Raw genomic sequence first — 17,873 nt, forward strand, 5'->3', positions numbered from 1 at the left:
AGTGCACGTGGTGAACGTCGCAACAGACGTAGGCGGGCCTAAGTAGCTCCACCGAATAGTTGGTAGTTATAATAAGGTCCTCTTCATATCATTTACGAAGAGGACTTTTTTGCCTTAAAAAATAATTTTCTTTGATATCGAACATGGTTTTCCTGTTCCACACTAAGATCCTAAAACAAAAGCTCAGCCCCGCACGTATAATAACGCTAACAAGGGGCAAAAATACGAGGAGAGACCCGTGGCTAAAAATGCACATATCGTATTTACTCCTTCTGGTCGACGTGGTGATTTTCCGGTCGGGACACCTGTCTTAACAGCTGCCCGTAGCCTGGGTGTTGATATTGATTCAGTTTGTGGTGGTCGCGGCATTTGTGGCCGCTGTCAGGTTGAAGCCGGCGAAGGTGAATTCGCGAAACACAAGATCGTCAGTTCGTGCGCAAACATGACTGATTTTTCCAGCGTCGAAGAACGTTATGCAAGTAAAAAAGGGATGAAAGACGGGCGTCGTTTATCCTGTCAAGCCATGATTGAAGGTGATCTTCTTATTGATGTCCCGGCTGAAAGCCAGGTTCATAAACAGGTCGTCCGCAAGCGCGCTGATGTTCGTGAAATCGAAATCGATCCCCCCATTCGCCTGCATTATGTCGAAGTTGCAGAACCGGACATGCACCATCCATCAGGTGATTTGGAACGCCTGGAAGACGCCCTTGAAGCACAATGGGGCCTAACAAGCTTACACTGCGATCTACGGACACTACAAACCTTGCAGCCAGTTTTGAGAAAAGGTAAGTGGCAGGTAACAGTTGCGGTTGAGAACGAGAAAACAATCATAGCCGTTTGGCCCGGCTATAAAGAAAATGCCTTTGGCATCGCTGTCGATTTGGGATCTACCACTGTTGCCGCACATCTGTGCGACTTACAAACAGGCAAAGTCACAGCTTCATCCGGTATCATGAATCCCCAAATTCGTTTCGGGGAAGATCTTATGAGTCGCGTATCGTATGTCATGATGAATCCCGGCGGTGATAAGGAAATGACTGTTGCGGTTCGCGAAGCCCTGGATATCATCATTGGTGTGGTAGCAGAAGAAGGTAAAATCGAACGCACAGACATTCTCAGCATGACCTTTGTCGGTAACCCCGTCATGCACCATCTCTTGCTCGGCATCGACCCAACGGAGTTGGGTGGCGCACCTTTTGCCCTTACACTGAATTCGTCCATTGATCTTTATGCAAGTGAACTTGGACTAAACATAAGCCCTGATGGTCGTGTTTACATTCTTCCCTGTATCGCAGGCCATGTCGGCGCGGATACCGCTGGTGTTATTCTCTCCGAAGGCCCTCATCTCCAGGACGAAGTGACACTAATCTGTGATGTAGGTACCAATGCCGAGATTGTTCTTGGAAACAAAGACAGATTGCTTGCATGCTCTTCCCCAACAGGACCAGCCTTTGAAGGTGCACAGATTACAAGCGGGCAACGCGCTGCACCGGGTGCCATCGAGCGAATTCGAATTGATCCAGAAACGTTAGAACCAAGATATAGGGTAATCGGATGTGATCTTTGGTCCGATGAAGAAGGTTTTGCCGAGCAAACGAAATCAACTGGCGTTACCGGTATCTGCGGTTCAGGTATCATCGAAGCTATTGGTGAAATGTTCCTGGCAGGAATTATTCAAACAGATGGCATTATTGATGGAGCACAGTCTGAAAAATCTCCACGGGTAAAGTTTAACGGTAAAACTTACGACTACGTGATTAGTGAGAACGAGCCACTGATCACTGTCACCCAAACCGATGTCCGAGCCATTCAATTAGCAAAGGCTGCCCTTTATGCCGGGGTTAAATTACTAATGGAAAAACTGGACGTGGAAACCATCGACCGCATTCAGCTTGCAGGTGCCTTTGGCAGTCATATTGATGTCAAGTATGCCATGGTCATTGGCCTAATACCTGATTGCGATCTGGAACGTGTAAAATCAGCCGGAAATGCCGCAGGCACAGGAGCACGTATCGCCCTACTCAACAAAGCGGCCCGTAAAGAGATCGAAGATGTCGTTCGCCGCGTTGAGAAAATTGAAACGGCAGTAGAACCAAAGTTCCAGGAACACTTTGTCAACGCCATGGGAATGCCCAATACAATTGACGAATTTGTTAATTTGGCAAAAGTCGTCAAGCTACCAGAACGAAAAGTCGGCGCCCCTGCGGCAGAAGGATCTGGCGAAGGTGGTCGCAGAAGAAGACGCAGGCGTTAAATTAAAAAGATGAAACCAATAAACAAAGGGGCGGACTTAATTCGCCCCTTTGTTTATTCATGTCCACATGCCTCAAGAAACATCACCGAAAACCAATCTAACTTTAAAATAATTTCTTCAAATTGATATTTAAGACACATTTCAAACATAAACATTAATAATAGTTAACAAATTAACTTTTCATTAACTATTTTGTACTGTATAATCGTCATATGAACAGAAAAATGTCACAGGCAAGACATCAATACTTACGTTTCGAATTATATTTGTTCGAAGCGAAGTGAAGGAGGCAAAAGGAAATGCCGACAACAGAACAACTGGAAAGCCGTCTTGCTGCGGATAACATCACGCACCAAACTTTTGGCATTAGCAAAAGAGCCTATGGTGGTGTTATTGCCTACCAGTTAGAGAAACATGGTTTCAACGGTGCTCTAAAGGTAATCAAACAGCAAGTTCAAGCCTTAGAAACAACACACTAATCACTCTTCTATAAGAAGGTTTATACTAAAAATTCTCTTCAAATAGCAGCTTTTTACGCTTTGCCGTGCTCACGGGTGAATACAAAATCTGATGCACTTGAAAGATCAGAGCGATAAGCATAGCCACCAGCAGTAAAATCCTTTAGCCCCTCAGCTTTATCAATTCGCTCTTGAATAATAAATCGCGCCATCATTCCGCGCGCACGCTTTGCAGGAAAACTGATAATTTTTGCAACTCCGTCCTTAATTTCTTTAAAGACAGGCGTGATGACCGTACCTTCTAATTTTGATGTCTGCACAGCCTTAAAGTATTCATTAGAAGCAACATTTACCAATATTCTATCGCTGTGTTCAGCGAGTTGGGCGCTAAGCTCTTTGGTGATTTGATCCCCCCAAAAATCATATAAGTCTTCGCCATGAGGATTACGCAGCTTTGTTCCCATCTCCAGACGATAGGGCTGCATTAAATCAAGGGGACGCAGTAATCCATAAAGCCCAGAGAGGATGCGAAGATGGTCCTGTGCATATCTAAGCTCATCCTCATCCAGGTTTTCCGCATCAAGGCCGACATAAGTATCACCCTTGAATGTATCAACAGCAACTTTGGCATTATCCTGAGTGAAGGGGAAAGAAAAATTACGATAGCGCTGATAATTTAAATCCGCCAGATTTTCACTTATGCTCATCAAGTTCCGAAGATCTGCACGGGTTAAATCTTTCGTCACCGAAAGAAGGTCCTTTATCTGATCCTCAAACACAGGTTGAGATGTCATAAAATCAATTTTAGCAGCACTCTCATCTAGTTTTTTTGCAGGAGAAACAACAGCTAACATAAGGACCTCAGAATTTGGATTTAAAGAATTTTTATTTCCTCCATAAGGTAAGAACTAAAGCCTCATCAAACAAGAACCATAATAGCTTACCAGATGTTTTTTTCAGTTATGACATCAATCACACCATCAATCACAGGTGTTCACTAAAACCTTACACTCCAAATTTCTTTACTCGTGCTAGTATTCACCTTCTCGGCCCTATTCCCAAACAATCCAGCGGATACATCCATGCAGCGCATCAAGCTTACATTCGAAAACTCTCAAGGAAATGAACTCTCAGGGGCCCTAGAGCTGCCCTACCAGAAACCTTTGGGATACGCCCTTTTTGCCCACTGTTTTTCCTGCGGAAAAGATATCCCCGCCGCAACACGGATCAGCCGTAGCCTGGTTGAAAAGGGATTTGCAGTATTGCGCTTTGACTTTACAGGACTTGGTGGAAGTAACGGTGATTTTGGCAACACGAATTTCTCCTCCAATGTTGCCGATTTAGTTGCAGCATCAAGATTACTTAAAGAACAGTACGAGGCACCCAGCCTGTTAATTGGTCATAGCCTTGGCGGCGCAGCAGTCCTTGCTGCAGCAAGAGATATTCCCGAAGCCGAAGCCGTCATCACGATTGGCGCCCCAAGTGATCCCGAACATGTAAGCCATCTTTTTTCTGATCAGGTAGAAACAATTGAGAAAGATGGCGTCGCCCCTGTCCAGCTGGGCAGCAGAACTTTTAATATAACCAAGCAGTTCCTGACGGACATATCGAACCACAATATGAAAGAACACATCGGTAATCTGGGAAAAGCACTCCTCGTTTTTCATTCCCCACGAGACACTACAGTAAGTATTGATGAAGCAAGCAAGATTTTTACAGCTGCCAAACACCCCAGGAGTTTTATCTCTCTGGATCAAGCCGACCACCTATTAACCAATGCAGCAGATGCAGCCTATGTTGGCCATACAATTGCAGCCTGGGTAGAACGCTATGTATCGTCCTCATCTTCTCCTCAAGACATTACGCCCGCACCAGAAAAAGGGCATGTCATTGTCAAGGAAGAGAACAAAGCCTTCTTAAGACATATAAAAACAGATCATCACAACTGGCTTGCGGATGAACCCTTGACTATGGGTGGCGGCAATCAGGGACCAGATCCTTACGAAATGTTACTGGCAGCACTGGGTGCTTGTACATCAATGACAATCCGTATGTACGCCAATCATAAACAATGGCCGCTTGAAGATCTGGATGTTGAGTTATCGCATACAAGAGAACATTGCCAGGACAGTGCAGATTGCGAACAATCAGGGCACCAGATTGACATCATTACCCGTAATATCAGCCTTGTAGGCGAAAAACTTACCGAAGAACAACGTCAACGCCTGTTGCAAATTGCCGGTAAATGCCCTGTTCACAAGACATTGGAAAACAAGATTGTTGTAAAAGACAAGCTAACTTAAGGAAATATAATTCCTTAGGTTAGCTTGCATATCGCTTGAAGTTTCGCCATCAACAATATATACGATTCATATACAAAACATATATGGATTCGTTAATATGGGAATTGTAAAAATCTCCAGCGAAATACACGAAAACATTCGTGTCGCAAGCAAAGCCATGACCAGATCAATCAATGCTCAGGCAGAACATTGGATGAAGATTGGCATGCTTGCGGAAAGAAACCCGGGGCTTAACTACGGAGAGATTCTCTCTCTACTTCTTAGAGAAGCGGAACAATCCAGCCAACCGGAAAATCAGAACACACCTGCAAATACCCCCCCAAGAGCCAAGCCAATACAGGCACAGGTAACTAATGCAGCAGCCCGTCATTAAGACAGCAACAGAGATTAACAAGATGCGTGTTGCTGGCGCACTTACCGCCCAAGTTCTTGATCAGGTCAAAGGTATTATTACGCCCGGGATCTCAACAATGGAGATCAATGATTTTTGTGACGATTTTATCCAACATCATTTGAATGCTGTGCCGGGAAGCAAAGGACAATACGACTATCCCTATGCCATCAATACATCGGTTAATCATGTTATATGTCACGGCATACCATCAAAATCTGCACGGCTGAAAAAAGGTGATATCATCAATGTCGATTTAACTGTTTTCAAAGATGGCTATTACGGCGATAGCAGCAAAATGTTTGCTGTTGGCAAAATCCAACCGCACGCACTAAAGCTAATCGAGATCACACGGGAATGTCTGTATCAGGCTATAAAAATCGTAAAACCCGGCAATACCTTTGGGGATATTGGCTTTACCATCCAGTCTCTCGCAGAAAAAAACGGTTACTCAGTTGTTCGGGAGTTTTGTGGTCATGGTATTGGCTCAAAAATGCATGAGCCACCAGAGGTCAGGCATTACGGAAAATCTGGTGAGGGCATCGTTCTAAAAGAAGGTATGACCTTTACAATTGAGCCAATGATCAATCAGGGAAAGGCAACGATAAGACAGCACCCTGATGGCTGGACCGTATCAACAAAAGACAGACGGTTATCCGCCCAATGCGAACATACAATACTGGTCACCGCTACAGGCTATGAGATCTTGACCTATCGTGATGAAGAAAAAGAGTTCATACTCAGGATCGCGTCTTAAATATTAACTCCGCCGTAAGTGACGATTTATCCCTCCAGCCTCTTCCCCATACTGACACGAGGCTCGACACCATACCCAAGACTTTTGTAAAGCTTAACAGCACCTTCATTGCCATCACGCACCTGTAAATTCAACTTTGTGCAACCGAGTGACACCAGTTCCTGCTCTGCAAGCGTAAGTAACTTGCTCGCAATGCCTTGCCGTCGATGGGTCGGCGCGACGACGACACTGTATATCCAACCACGACGGCCATCATAACCAGCCATCGTTGTTCCGACGATTGTGCCGTCGTCTTCGGCGACAAAAAGTAACCCGGGCTGATAACGTTGTTTGTTATCCAAAATATCAGCCGCCTTATTCCAGGGCGACGGATTGGGATCATCCTCTTCCCATAAACGGAGTAGCCCTGCCCTGTCTTCCGAACGATAAGACCTGATATCCATAGTTCCCTCTTTACTAATAACACCTGCTAACGCTTTCCTTAACAGGTCGCATATTTTGTCAAAATTGGCGGTTTCCGACTTGCCTAGGGCAAAGATATTGGTCTAGGGTTAGCCGACTTGAAAGAAGATTCTTTTAAGTATGTGCAATTAGGCGCTTGTTCTCAGGGCAGGGTGAAATTCCCGACCGGCGGTAACTTTTAGATACGATATGTAGAAAAAAGAAGCCCGCGAGCGCCCTTGGCTTCAGGATCTTTTCGGGTCCAGAAATCAAGGGGTCAGCAGATTTGGTGAGATTCCAGAGCCGACGGTAACAGTCCGGATGGGAGAGGATAGGCAGGAATGAGCATGGCAATAAGCCTGTTTATTCTGCGTGTGCGGATGATCTGTGTCTTTGACAGATATAATCATTCGCCCTTTCTGAACACGCCCTGATTCTGGTTACGCCGCTTATTAGGAGTGACAACCATGAATCAGATCGCAAACGATCACAACAATACGCACCAGTCTCTACTGGCGCAGTTCGGCACGCCCTATGAAAGAGTGGAAAAGGCTCTTTCTTCCATGCGTGCTGGCAAGGGGATTCTCGTCGTTGATGACGAAGACAGAGAAAATGAAGGCGATCTCATTTTCGCTGCCGAGACTCTGACCAACGAACAGATGGCAATGCTTATCCGCGAATGTAGTGGCATTGTTTGCCTCTGTATGACAGATGAAAAGCTTCGTAATCTCGATCTGCCTCAGATGGTACAGGACAACAACTCATCTATGGGAACCGGCTTTACCGTTACCATTGAAGCAAAGGTTGGTGTCACCACAGGAGTATCCGCCGCCGACCGCGTAACAACGGTTAAGACAGCAATTGCTGATGACTGTAAGCCTGATGATTTAGCCCGTCCTGGCCATGTATTCCCTTTACGGGCCATGGCTGGTGGTGTTCTAACACGCCAGGGACATACAGAAGCAACCTGTGATCTGTCCGCAATGGCCGGATGGAAACCTGCAGGCGTTCTATGTGAAGTGACCAACCCGGATGGTACAATGGCGCGGTTGCCCGAAATCATCGAATTCGGACAAAAACACAACCTGCCTGTCGTATGCATTGATGATATTATCTTGTATCGCAAGAAAACAGAGACTGCTGCAATCGCCGTATAGCAAACCAGAAAATTCTATCCCATACCCCAGAAGAGGCCCCTTACACTTAAGGGGCCTCTTCTTCTTTAAGTTCACCTTTTGAACACGTTTTTTCTGAATTACCCTTTTTCTGAATTACTGGGCAAGAATCAGATGTTTTTAAAAGCCATTATTTGATTATCTCTTATCAACATTAAACATGGAGGTAACAATGTCAGCACAAAATCTCATCGTTAAGTTTATTGCAATTCCAACAGAACATGCACGCCATCTCCAATCAGGTGGTTGTGATGAGAACGGTTTGATCCCTGAGAAAATGATCTCTGATGGAGATGGTTTTCCCTGTCGACATTGTTTAAAAGGAATTGAAAAGGGAGAAGAAGTGCTGGTCATTTCATACCGCCCTTTTCCTGAAAAACAGCCTTATGCTGAATCTGGCCCAATTTTTCTTCACAGCAAAACGTGTGTTTCCCATAATAATAACGGGAAAATTCCAGATAATATAAAATCTCAGGGAATAACGCTAATTCGTGGCTATAACAGTGAAAACAGGATCGTTTACGGCACAGGAAAAGCAATCAAATCATCTGATATTGAAGCAGAATCTGTAAAGATGTTCGAGGCAGATAACATTGCCTATATACATGCAAGATCTGCGGCAAATAACTGTTTTACCTGCCGTATTGAACGTGCATAATTTTCCTGGACCAGATCAATAATCGCAGAATACAAAAAAAGCCCTGTGTAAAAACAGGACTTTTCATACTTGTTCGAAAATCTTCTGTTTACTGAACGAGGACCCACCCACCGTTGGTTTTCTTGGGTAGCATAGATGCGATATCAGCATCTTTTTCAATTCGAAAATCTGTCGCAGATAATATAAGACCATCCCCGGCACGAAGTAAGCGCAGATTAACAAAAACACTATGTTCACTAATCGAATAGGTTCCTGTTAAAACTGCCTGAGCATTTTGACGTCCGGCCAAAAAGGCAAGATCTCTGGACAGCATCAACTCACCTTGTCTTGGGCGAACAGCAATTGAATCACGCATTTTGATTTCTAAAACACTATATCCGAGCTGAGCAATACGTCCGGAAAGCTGTTCACTCACCGTACGGCCAAATGTCGAACTCGTCTCCAACGCATCAATATCAACAATCGAGGCAACAAGAACGGATGCATTCTGGTCCAATGCTTGATTAGACGTCATCACAAGGGTATCTGCCGCACGATAAACTTCTGGTAACAGCTCTACAGTTACTTCTGATTGCTCAACGGGTTCACTGTATATGTTTAGAGATTCAGGTGAACAACCTGCTAATGAGACTAAAAGCGCAGTTGAAAGAAAAAGATGTTTCATTATCGTTACTCCCTACTGCGTCACAATTGCGATGGTTTGAACGGGTAATTTTTCTTCAGCCCCCGTCGCTGTCGCACGTATCGGACGATCCGCAGGTAAACTGGTCATATATAGAGAAAGCTCTTCAGGGCGTACGTATAGCACCTCTGACTTTTGGTGGACGAGTTCAGCACCATGGGCAATTGACGTCGTCAAAACCATTTCAGCATCGGTAACAGCCCCAAAATCAATTAATCCCCGGACAAGCTCAGTTGCAACAAGCCCAGCACCAATTGTGCTTAACGTTCCCCAATTCCCGTATTCTTTAATACCAATAGCAGTTGCCAAACCAAAAACAGATTCCGGTGATGCAGGTAAGCGATACCCCTTATCATCATAGAAAAAGCTTTGAACTTGATAGTTCACGACAATTGCCCCTTTGGGCGAAGATACAACCGGCACGCCATTTGCCAGAAGTTCGTTTTCTAAAATACGTTTAAAGGCCCTGCTAAAGGGCATATCAAAAGGACCAGGCTGTACATAGAAAGGCTTGGGTGACGAATAACTAACAACTTCATTTTTTCTCTTATCAGAGGCAGAAGCATCTACAACTGGCGAAATTCCAAAATCCGGCATTGCCGACAAATCGTTCACAATTCGGGCAGAAGATCGTTGTCCGAGAAGATTCCAGTCATTCCAGGTGAGAACTTTATATTGGCTATGAGTGGTTTGAGGTTGTTGATCCCGTTTTACCCAAGGCTTTCCACAAGCAGATAGAGTAAAACTGGCAACGGCCAGAAGTATCACGGCTGGCTTCAACATGAAGCATCTCCAATACAGAATTCAACACACGGTAATCTTTGGCATTAGCACTTATGCCTGTTACCTGTTTACCGACAAACTCTTTCTGTACCGTTAATTTTTGGCTGTATCGTTAATTTTTGGCTACATCGTTAGAAGCATGTCCTAAAAACACCGCTTCAACTTGATAAGTCAACACACCCTAATTCACGCCACCTTCAGGAACCCAGCCTGTTTGCCACTGATCAAGAGGAGACACCGTTGCACTCTCACCATTCTTGAAAAAAGAACTATCAACAGACCACATCGTCACTGCGTTATTCTCTTTGCCTACAACCTGTTCCAAAACGGCGGTTGCATGCAAAATATTGCCACTCACCCAACTTCTCAACTGCGGTTCTCTTAGCTCGTGGTATTTCAGCAAGCCATCTCGTTCTATGAGCGAGATAAAGTTAGAGGCGTTCACAGCTTCGTCAATACAATCCAGTTGCCGATCACCGACATCACCCAGAAAAGTACCAGCCTTGTCTTTATCAGTTCCATTCTGCTGACCAGCGATATGCTCTATGCGTCCGATAGCAACTGTTATTGCCTGACGCTCTTCTGCAGGAGAAAGTTTTCTGGCTTTAAATAATTTCTGTATCTCCAGCCACTGCCCCTCACTCAAGGAAACCTGACCTTTATGCTGACAGCCATGACCATAGCAATAGCCGATATCATCAACAGCATAAGATGTTGAGAGGTGAGACAAAGCTTTCTCTGATGGCTTGGTAACTTTGCAACCAGAAACGGCCAGCAACAAGACCACGCCAGAAATCAATAAGCTTTTGGACACAGTGAACTCCACCCCAGTAGAAAATAACAGCAGCACAAATGCCACCAGAAAACATCTATTGCAATAAGATATCGTGCCGAAAATACTGCACGAGATAAAATCTTTGTGTATATACGACCTAAGAAGACCAGTTATGCCAAAGAAGAACAGTTATGCACGTAAAATTCTAGACAGTACAAGACAGATAAGCTACCAGCTTCATCTTGAAAATACCGATTAAAGCATATGAGAGCTATCACAGACAGCTCACCCAAGGAGATACCAATGAGCCAGCTGCAAATTCCAACAGAAATCCCTGTTCACGATGACAACCGTGATTTGATGAATGCGCTGCTCATGATTGCCCAACGGGCAGGCGACATCATCATGGAGATCTACAACAGACCATCGGGAATTGAGGTAGAGAAAAAGGATGACGCCTCCCCTGTAACAGAAGCTGATAAAGCCGCAGAAGCATTTATACTCGGCGCATTGAATACTGTTACACCTGATATCCCTGTTGTATCAGAAGAAGCCGCTTCGGCAGGAGAAATTCCCGAGGTAGATAACGGCTTGTTTTGGCTGGTTGACCCTGTTGACGGCACAAAAGAATTTATCAACAAAAACGGTGAATTCACGGTTAACATCGGCTTAATTGAGAACGGTATTCCTGTTGCTGGTGTCGTCCATGCCCCGGCAAAGGGATTAACCTGGGTCTCTGCAGATATCTGCATTTTCTTCGAAGAAGGTTACGAGCCGGTTGTTGCTCAGGTCCGTTCTATTCCCACAGAGGGCGCCACAGTTGTGGCAAGCCGACGCCACGGTGATAATGACGATTTAAATAACTTCTTGAAAACACGTAAAGTTCACGAGCAGATCGGGGCAGGTTCATCGCTTAAAATCTGCCTGATCGCAGCAGGTAGGGCAGACCTTTACCCGCGTTTTGGCCCCACAATGGAATGGGACACAGCAGCAGCCCACGCGGTTCTTCTCGCTGCCGGGGGACACCTCAGCGATGCGGACGGAGACCCTCTAACCTACGGGAAGTTCAACTTCCGAAATCCATATTTTGTTGCCGAAGGCGAACATTTGGATGCCGGTTTTGATTTGTCAGATGAAGACCTTCCCACAGAAGAGAAATAAACCGGAATTACCCGATGGCATCCGTGTCTCAAAACAGATATCAGAATATCTTTAACGCAGATCAGGCAGGATTGGATCATGCTTGTAACTTACTGCGTGCGGGTGGGCTGGTCGCATTTCCCACAGAGACTGTTTACGGGCTCGGCGCCAATGCAACAGATGCAACAGCCTGTGCATCAATCTACGAAGCCAAGGGAAGACCAAGTTTCAACCCCTTAATCGTGCATTTCCCGGATCTGGCAGAAGCTGAAAAGCGGGTGACCTTCAACGAAAAGGCGCAAAAACTTGCTCAAATCTTCTGGCCCGGCCCTTTAACATTGGTTCTGCCCCGTGCAGAAAGCTGCGATATTGCCGAACTGTGCTCTGCAGGTCTTCCAAGCCTCGCAGTACGTGTTCCCGGTCACCCAATTGCCCATGCCTTACTTCAACAATCGAGCCTTCCACTTGCAGCACCCAGCGCCAATGCATCTGGAAAGATAAGCCCGACCAGATCAGAGCATGTTGCCTACTCACTGGGTGAAAAAGTGTCCTGTATCCTCGATGGGAAAGACACGGCTTGTGCAGTTGGCCTTGAATCAACTGTCATAGATTTGACTGGGGAGATTCCCGTGCTTCTTCGTCCGGGGAACATCACCAGGGAAGAGATAGAAGCCGTTATTGGTTCCATCCAAATGGGTAAATCTTTGATGGAAAGCAAGGCAGAGGCTTCACCTGATGACCCAACCACTGAAAACACCTTCCAAAGCCAGAATGCGCTCAAGTCTCCCGGTCTTTTGAAGAGTCATTATGCCCCGACACTTCCACTGCGATTAAACGCCACAGAAGTTGCCGCAAATGAAGCTCTGCTCGCTTTCGGTAAAAAGCCACTTTTGGGGGCTGCATACTGCCTCAACCTTAGCGAAAAAGGCGATCTATTAGAGGCAGCAGCAAATCTTTTTTCCGCTCTTCATGAACTGGATCAAAAAGAAGATGTGCAAGGCATCGCCGCAATGCCAATCCCGAATACTGGTTTGGGTCTTGCGATAAACGATCGGCTAAAACGTGCTGCTGCCCCTAAATAAAAGTGGCCTTTTAATCTAACCTTTTAGTACCCCAAGCTCTTGTAACGCTTTGTTCATTAAGCCGGGTTCCGTAAAGTGAATTGCTTTGAACCCCAGATCCTTGGCCACCATAATATTATCTTCACGATCATCGATGAAAACACACTCTTCTGCTTTCAAAGAGAAATCAGATAACAAGCGGTGATAAATTTTTGGATCCGGCTTTGCCAACTTAACGGCGCCAGAGACGGTTATGCCCTTGAAATACTGCAAAAAGGGAAAACGTGCCTCGGCATGAGGAAAAGTCTCTTCGGACCAGTTTGTCAAACCATAAAGCGGGGCCTTTTGGGCGTGAAGCTTTTCAAGCGTTTCTACTGTCCCTGTAATTTCATCCCCCAGCGTGTCTGGCCATCTTGTCAACAACAGAGCAAGTGCATCCTTATATTCTGGAAACTTGCCCTGGAGCTCACCGATAACACTGGAGAAACTTTCCCCGGCATCAAGCCTGTGATTTGCCTCAAATGTAAAAACATCACTTAAGAAACGTTCCATTTCCTCTGTACTGGAAAATTCTGATTGGTAAAGGTAACGCAAATTCCAATCAATCAGTACGCCACCAAAATCGAAAACGACATTTTTTATCATGAATCTCTCTAGAAAAATCTGTTAGAACAAATGGGTAATAGAATAATTCTGGCCCCCCAGAGAAAAGAGATTTAGGCTAAGGCCATCCCTTTACCAATTAACCTTGCAAGAAATCCTGTCAAAATAATGGCCGACAAAAATATTTCTCCGAAGCTACCGCAAAAATTCCTGTCTGATATGGAAACAGCTATCGACGCCAAGGCGATGATAACGACCCACGATGACATCGCGCCTTATATGGTTGAACAAAGGGGGCGTTTTATCGGGCAAACATCTTTGGTTGTGCTCCCGAAAACAACACAAGAAGTATCGGATGTCGTCAAACTATGCGCGGAATATAACATCGGTATCGTTCCTCAAGGTGGCCATACGGGGCTTGTAAGTGGTGGTATCCCCTTCCCTGGTGATAATGCAATTGTCCTTAGCACAAGTCGTTTAAACAAAATACGGGCTATTGATCCCGCCAATAACACCATGATTGTCGAAGCTGGCTGTATTCTACAAACAATCCAAGAACATGCCGCAAAACATGATCGCTTATTTCCCCTATCACTTGGGGCCGAGGGTAGCTGCCAGATCGGCGGTAATATCGCAACCAACGCTGGCGGCATTAACGTCATTCGTTATGGAAATACACGGCAATTAATATTGGGATTGGAAGTTGTCACCCCTACCGGAGAAATATGGGATGGCCTAAGAGCCTTACAAAAAGACAACACAGGCTACGACCTGAAACAACTCTACATTGGGTCAGAAGGAACACTGGGGATTATCACTGCGGCAGTTCTACAACTTTTCCCGAAACCTAAAGAACAGCAAACTGCTATTTTGGCTCTTAGAGATCTCGACACCTCCCTTCCTTTACTTAATCTTGCTCAAGCAATGCTCGGCGATGCTTTGACATCATTTGAACTTCTGCCATGGATCGGTATAGATTTTGCTCAAAAACACGGACAAGGTGTGATTGATCCAATAGAAGGGCAATACGACTGGTACATCCTGATGGAAGCGTCTGTAGCTATCAATCATTCCAACCTGAAAGATCATTTTGATAACTATCTGGAAACCGCTTTTGAAAAGGGCTGGATAAAGGACGGCGTCTTAGCACAAAACAAAACACAGTCAGATTGTTTTTGGTTGCTTCGGGAAAATATAACTCTGTGCCAAAAAGCAGAAGGTGGCTCTATAAAGCACGACATTTCGGTACCAGTTTCATCTGTCCCAGCCTTTATCAAGATGGCCAATGAAGCCGTCCAAAAACTGATCCCGGGTATCAGACCTCATCCCTTTGGGCATCTCGGTGATGGCAACATTCATTACAATTTATCCCAACCCATAAATATGAACAAACAGGATTATTTGGATCGCTGGGAAGAGGTAAACAGAGTTGTTCACGACATTGTCCATAGCTTTAACGGATCAATTTCAGCCGAACATGGCATTGGCCGTGTTAAACGCGATGAAAACCAGCATTACAAATCGCCAATAGAAATACAGCTAATGAAAAGTATAAAAACAACATTAGATCCCAAGGGGATTATGAATCCCGGAAAACTTATACCCGTCAGTTAGATTTTCTCAAAAGATGCATTCAGTTATGATTATTAGGCCTCATAAACCCGAAGACGTGACCACACTATTTCAACTGTTCTTTGATACTGTCCACAACGTAAATATTCAGGATTATACACAAGAACAAGTAAAAGCCTGGGCGCCGGAAAATTTTGATATCAACCGCTGGCAAAACAGAACAAAAGACTATTGTATTTTCGTAGCAGAGGACGATAGCGATATTGTTGGCTTTGCTGAACTTGAACAAAATGGCCATATCGATTGTTTTTATGTCCACCATAAAAAACAGGGACTTGGTATCGGGCACAAATTGATGTCAAAGCTTGAACAAAAGGCGAAAAGCCTGGAGCTGGATGAGATCTATGCCGAGGTTAGCATTACGGCACGGCCTTTCTTTGAAAGAAAGGGATTTAAAGTTATGCAAAAACAAACGGTTTCTCTGCGAGGGCAACGTTTAACAAACTACAAAATGTCTAAACCTTTAAGCAATTAACTCAAAGAATATTATCCTATTTTTCTTATAATGACAAAAAATTGATCATCAAAACTGATTTGTTGGTACAACGTTAATCACTTCGTCCTAACTTATAGAAAAGTCGCAAGACAGCTCGCTATAGAGGTAGTGCAATGCTACCAAAATTTCTTGGATATGAAGTATGATACGTTATATAAGTGATCAAAAAATCAGAACCCGGATACTTTATTGTCTCCTCCTTCCTATTTTAGCCCTACTCTCTCTTTCTGGTTATAATCTGGTCAAAGAACAAAAGGCTTTGGGTACATCACAAAAACTCGAAGATCTTGCTATTCTAGCACCGATTTTGGGAACTCTTGTCCACGAGTTACAGAATGAACGTGACCTGACGGCCAGCTTTCTAAGTAATAACGGAAAAGCTTTTGGTTCTGAACTCAAAACTCAATTTAAGAAAACCGATACTGTTTTATCCCTCTACACAAAAGACTTGGCTGTATTCGACGTGAAAGCCTACGAAGAATCTTTCATGAAAAAAGTCGACAGTGTTCAAACCTCTTTGAGTGACCTAAAAAACAATCGGAAATCTACTTTAAATCAATCTCTAAAAAGAGGCGATGCCTTACGTTCTTATCAACGCACGATTGCCCGCTTGCTATCAACAATAGAGGTTATGGCCGTCATCAGTGATGACGCTGATATTACCCGGGTGATTGCCGCTTACACCTCTTTTTTACAAGGTAAAGAGCGCGCGAGCAGAGAGCGACACATTGGAGCACAAGGCTTTCAATCCGGTAGTTTCTCTCCCAGCTTATACAGAAGTTTTTCTCAGATGATTGCATCACAATCTGCGTATTTGAATGATGCTGGAAAATTCGCAAGCCCAGACGAATTCGCCTACTTTAATAAGACAATCAGCGGGCCAGTCGTTAAAGATGTCAATCAAATGCGGCAGGCGGCATTTAAAAGCTTCTCATCAGGGAATACAGGGGATATCAACGAAACCAGATGGATGGAGCAAGCAACTGCTCGCTTGGAACTCTTCAAGTTAATGGAGAATTATTTTGCACAAAATCTTATCGATTTGGCAAGTTCCATCAAAACAGATCAACAAACACGTTTTCTGATTGTATCTATCTTACTTGTTGTCCTTTTATCGCTCACAGCATTTATCGTTATAGCAACCGTACGCAGCATTGTTCGTCCCGTTGCGCGCCTTACACAGGTTATGCAAAAACTTGCCAAGGGGGATAACAGCGTTGAAGTACCCGGGTTAAAAAAGCAACGTTGTGAAATTTCCGATATGTCCAGAGCTGTGCTGGTGTTCAAGGAAAACGCAATCAGAAATGACGAATTGGAACAAGCTGAACGCGTGAATCGTGAAAAACGGGAAAAAAGAACCGCTGAAATTGAAAACCTGGTCAGTGTTTTTGATAATACCATCAATGAAACGCTAAAGGATCTTTCCAGCTTATCAGGCGAGTTGGAAGGATCTGCCAAGACCATGTCCTCAACGGCCAATACAGCACGAGATGAATCAACATCAGCAGAAGTATCCACTGAAAATGCAGCTTCAAATGTAGAAACTATGTCATCAGCGGCTCAAGAGCTTGTAAGTTCTATTAGTGAAATTTCGAATCAAGTTACCCAAGCTAAACAATCTGCATTAGATGCAGTTAGTGCAGCTGAAAAATCAACCAACACATTAAGGGGGCTATCGGACTCAGCCCAAAATATTGGAGAAGTTATTCAGCTTATTCAGGAGATTGCAGAACAGACAAACCTGTTGGCCCTAAACGCAACCATTGAGGCCGCGAGAGCCGGAGAAGCAGGTAAAGGGTTTGCCGTTGTTGCCAACGAAGTCAAGAACCTTGCCAATCAAACAGCAAAAGCAACGGAAGATATTTCTGCACAGATTAACGCAATTCAGAGCACCACGGAAACGGCCGTTCAAACAAATGAATCCGTTTCCCAACAAATAGATCAGATATCCGAAGTATCCACCGCCATTGCAGCGGCAGTAGAACAACAATCAGCGGCGACGACCGAAATCACACGAAATGCGCAACTTGCTGCAGATGGCACATCGGTTGTCAGTGATAATATCAAGCGTGTTAAAAATTCCACCGAAGAAACCGGAAGTGCGGCCGAGACTGTTTTGGAGCTTGCTAGCATTTTGCAATCCAAGGCCGACAATCTGGAAAAAGATGTTGATCAATTCCTAGATGACGTGCGTTCTGCCTAACCTAATCCTTTCCTATAACAAAAAAAGCCTCAGAGTTAGCAAAAACTCCGAGGCTTTTTTT

At 44.6% G+C, this 17,873-nt stretch carries 18 protein-coding genes and 1 riboswitch; of the genes, 12 read left to right on the plus strand and 6 right to left on the minus strand.

Going from position 1 to position 17,873, the window contains the following annotated elements; translation table 11 throughout:
- The first annotated feature begins 238 nt into the window (after positions 1 to 238).
- Complete coding sequence (locus WH96_RS12800) at positions 239 to 2,254, plus strand: ASKHA domain-containing protein (RefSeq protein WP_047764602.1); 2,016 nt, start codon at positions 239 to 241, stop codon at positions 2,252 to 2,254.
- A gap of 299 nt (positions 2,255 to 2,553) precedes the next feature.
- Complete coding sequence (locus WH96_RS12805; RefSeq protein ID WP_047764603.1) at positions 2,554 to 2,733, plus strand: hypothetical protein; 180 nt, start codon at positions 2,554 to 2,556, stop codon at positions 2,731 to 2,733.
- Positions 2,734 to 2,786: 53 nt separating this feature from the next.
- Here WH96_RS12805 and yaaA read toward each other — a convergent pair whose 3' ends face one another.
- The gene (gene yaaA / locus WH96_RS12810) at positions 2,787 to 3,566 is read right to left on the minus strand and encodes a peroxide stress protein YaaA (protein ID WP_047764604.1); all 780 of its coding nucleotides are present in this window, start codon (positions 3,564 to 3,566) and stop codon (positions 2,787 to 2,789) included.
- A gap of 228 nt (positions 3,567 to 3,794) precedes the next feature.
- Here yaaA and WH96_RS12815 point away from each other — a divergent pair, with 228 nt between their 5' ends.
- From WH96_RS12815 to map, 3 genes are all read left to right on the plus strand, one after another.
- A complete protein-coding gene (locus tag WH96_RS12815; protein WP_047764605.1) occupies positions 3,795 to 5,015 on the plus strand; it encodes a bifunctional alpha/beta hydrolase/OsmC family protein in 1,221 nt (406 codons plus the stop codon).
- A gap of 97 nt (positions 5,016 to 5,112) precedes the next feature.
- Positions 5,113 to 5,388: a ParD-like family protein gene (locus WH96_RS12820; protein WP_047764606.1), complete on the plus strand. Its 276-nt coding sequence runs from the start codon at positions 5,113 to 5,115 to the stop codon at positions 5,386 to 5,388.
- Entirely contained in the window at positions 5,369 to 6,163 is a 795-nt protein-coding gene (gene map / locus WH96_RS12825; protein WP_047764607.1) for a type I methionyl aminopeptidase, read from the plus strand. The genes WH96_RS12820 and map overlap by 20 nt, the downstream gene beginning before the upstream one ends.
- Before the next feature lie 26 nt (positions 6,164 to 6,189).
- On the opposite strand, the gene WH96_RS12830 is transcribed toward map, so the two are convergent.
- Positions 6,190 to 6,606, minus strand: a complete 417-nt coding sequence (locus tag WH96_RS12830) for a GNAT family acetyltransferase (RefSeq protein WP_047764608.1) — start codon at positions 6,604 to 6,606, stop codon at positions 6,190 to 6,192.
- Positions 6,607 to 6,759: 153 nt separating this feature from the next.
- Positions 6,760 to 6,941: riboswitch (FMN riboswitch) on the plus strand.
- 130 nt (positions 6,942 to 7,071) lie between these two features.
- Between WH96_RS12830 and ribB the strand changes: the two genes are divergently transcribed.
- Positions 7,072 to 7,761 (plus strand): 3,4-dihydroxy-2-butanone-4-phosphate synthase, encoded by a 690-nt coding sequence (gene ribB / locus WH96_RS12835; protein ID WP_047764609.1) that lies wholly within the window; start codon positions 7,072 to 7,074, stop codon positions 7,759 to 7,761.
- Positions 7,762 to 7,951: 190 nt separating this feature from the next.
- Positions 7,952 to 8,437: a DUF1203 domain-containing protein gene (locus WH96_RS12840; protein ID WP_047764610.1), complete on the plus strand. Its 486-nt coding sequence runs from the start codon at positions 7,952 to 7,954 to the stop codon at positions 8,435 to 8,437.
- A gap of 88 nt (positions 8,438 to 8,525) precedes the next feature.
- Here WH96_RS12840 and WH96_RS12845 read toward each other — a convergent pair whose 3' ends face one another.
- From WH96_RS12845 to WH96_RS12855, 3 genes are all read right to left on the minus strand, one after another.
- Positions 8,526 to 9,101 (minus strand): FlgO family outer membrane protein, encoded by a 576-nt coding sequence (locus WH96_RS12845; RefSeq protein ID WP_047764611.1) that lies wholly within the window; start codon positions 9,099 to 9,101, stop codon positions 8,526 to 8,528.
- Between the two features lie 12 nt (positions 9,102 to 9,113).
- Positions 9,114 to 9,902: a hypothetical protein gene (locus tag WH96_RS12850; RefSeq protein WP_047764612.1), complete on the minus strand. Its 789-nt coding sequence runs from the start codon at positions 9,900 to 9,902 to the stop codon at positions 9,114 to 9,116.
- A 181-nt stretch (positions 9,903 to 10,083) separates the two neighbouring features.
- Entirely contained in the window at positions 10,084 to 10,716 is a 633-nt protein-coding gene (locus WH96_RS12855; protein WP_047764613.1) for a hypothetical protein, read from the minus strand.
- 264 nt (positions 10,717 to 10,980) lie between these two features.
- On the opposite strand from WH96_RS12855, the gene cysQ reads away from it, so the two are divergent.
- Positions 10,981 to 11,838: a 3'(2'),5'-bisphosphate nucleotidase CysQ gene (gene cysQ, locus WH96_RS12860; RefSeq protein WP_082130477.1), complete on the plus strand. Its 858-nt coding sequence runs from the start codon at positions 10,981 to 10,983 to the stop codon at positions 11,836 to 11,838.
- 14 nt (positions 11,839 to 11,852) lie between these two features.
- Positions 11,853 to 12,899 carry an L-threonylcarbamoyladenylate synthase gene (locus WH96_RS12865; protein ID WP_047764614.1) on the plus strand — a complete coding sequence of 349 codons (1,047 nt, stop codon included), beginning with the start codon at positions 11,853 to 11,855 and terminating at the stop codon, positions 12,897 to 12,899.
- 15 nt (positions 12,900 to 12,914) lie between these two features.
- On the opposite strand, the gene WH96_RS12870 is transcribed toward WH96_RS12865, so the two are convergent.
- Positions 12,915 to 13,523, minus strand: coding sequence for an HAD family hydrolase (locus WH96_RS12870; RefSeq protein ID WP_047764615.1), 609 nt, complete (start codon positions 13,521 to 13,523; stop codon positions 12,915 to 12,917).
- Between the two features lie 126 nt (positions 13,524 to 13,649).
- Between WH96_RS12870 and WH96_RS12875 the strand changes: the two genes are divergently transcribed.
- The 3 genes from WH96_RS12875 (at position 13,650) to WH96_RS12885 (ending at position 17,812) form a co-directional block, all read left to right on the plus strand.
- Positions 13,650 to 15,095, plus strand: a complete 1,446-nt coding sequence (locus WH96_RS12875) for an FAD-binding oxidoreductase (RefSeq protein ID WP_082130478.1) — start codon at positions 13,650 to 13,652, stop codon at positions 15,093 to 15,095.
- Between the two features lie 25 nt (positions 15,096 to 15,120).
- Positions 15,121 to 15,588 carry a GNAT family N-acetyltransferase gene (locus WH96_RS12880; protein ID WP_047764857.1) on the plus strand — a complete coding sequence of 156 codons (468 nt, stop codon included), beginning with the start codon at positions 15,121 to 15,123 and terminating at the stop codon, positions 15,586 to 15,588.
- 163 nt (positions 15,589 to 15,751) lie between these two features.
- Positions 15,752 to 17,812, plus strand: coding sequence for a methyl-accepting chemotaxis protein (locus WH96_RS12885; protein ID WP_047764616.1), 2,061 nt, complete (start codon positions 15,752 to 15,754; stop codon positions 17,810 to 17,812).
- Positions 17,813 to 17,873: the final 61 nt, after the last annotated feature.

This window comes from Kiloniella spongiae (genome assembly GCF_001026905.1).
Taxonomy (GTDB): domain Bacteria; phylum Pseudomonadota; class Alphaproteobacteria; order Kiloniellales; family Kiloniellaceae; genus Kiloniella; species Kiloniella spongiae.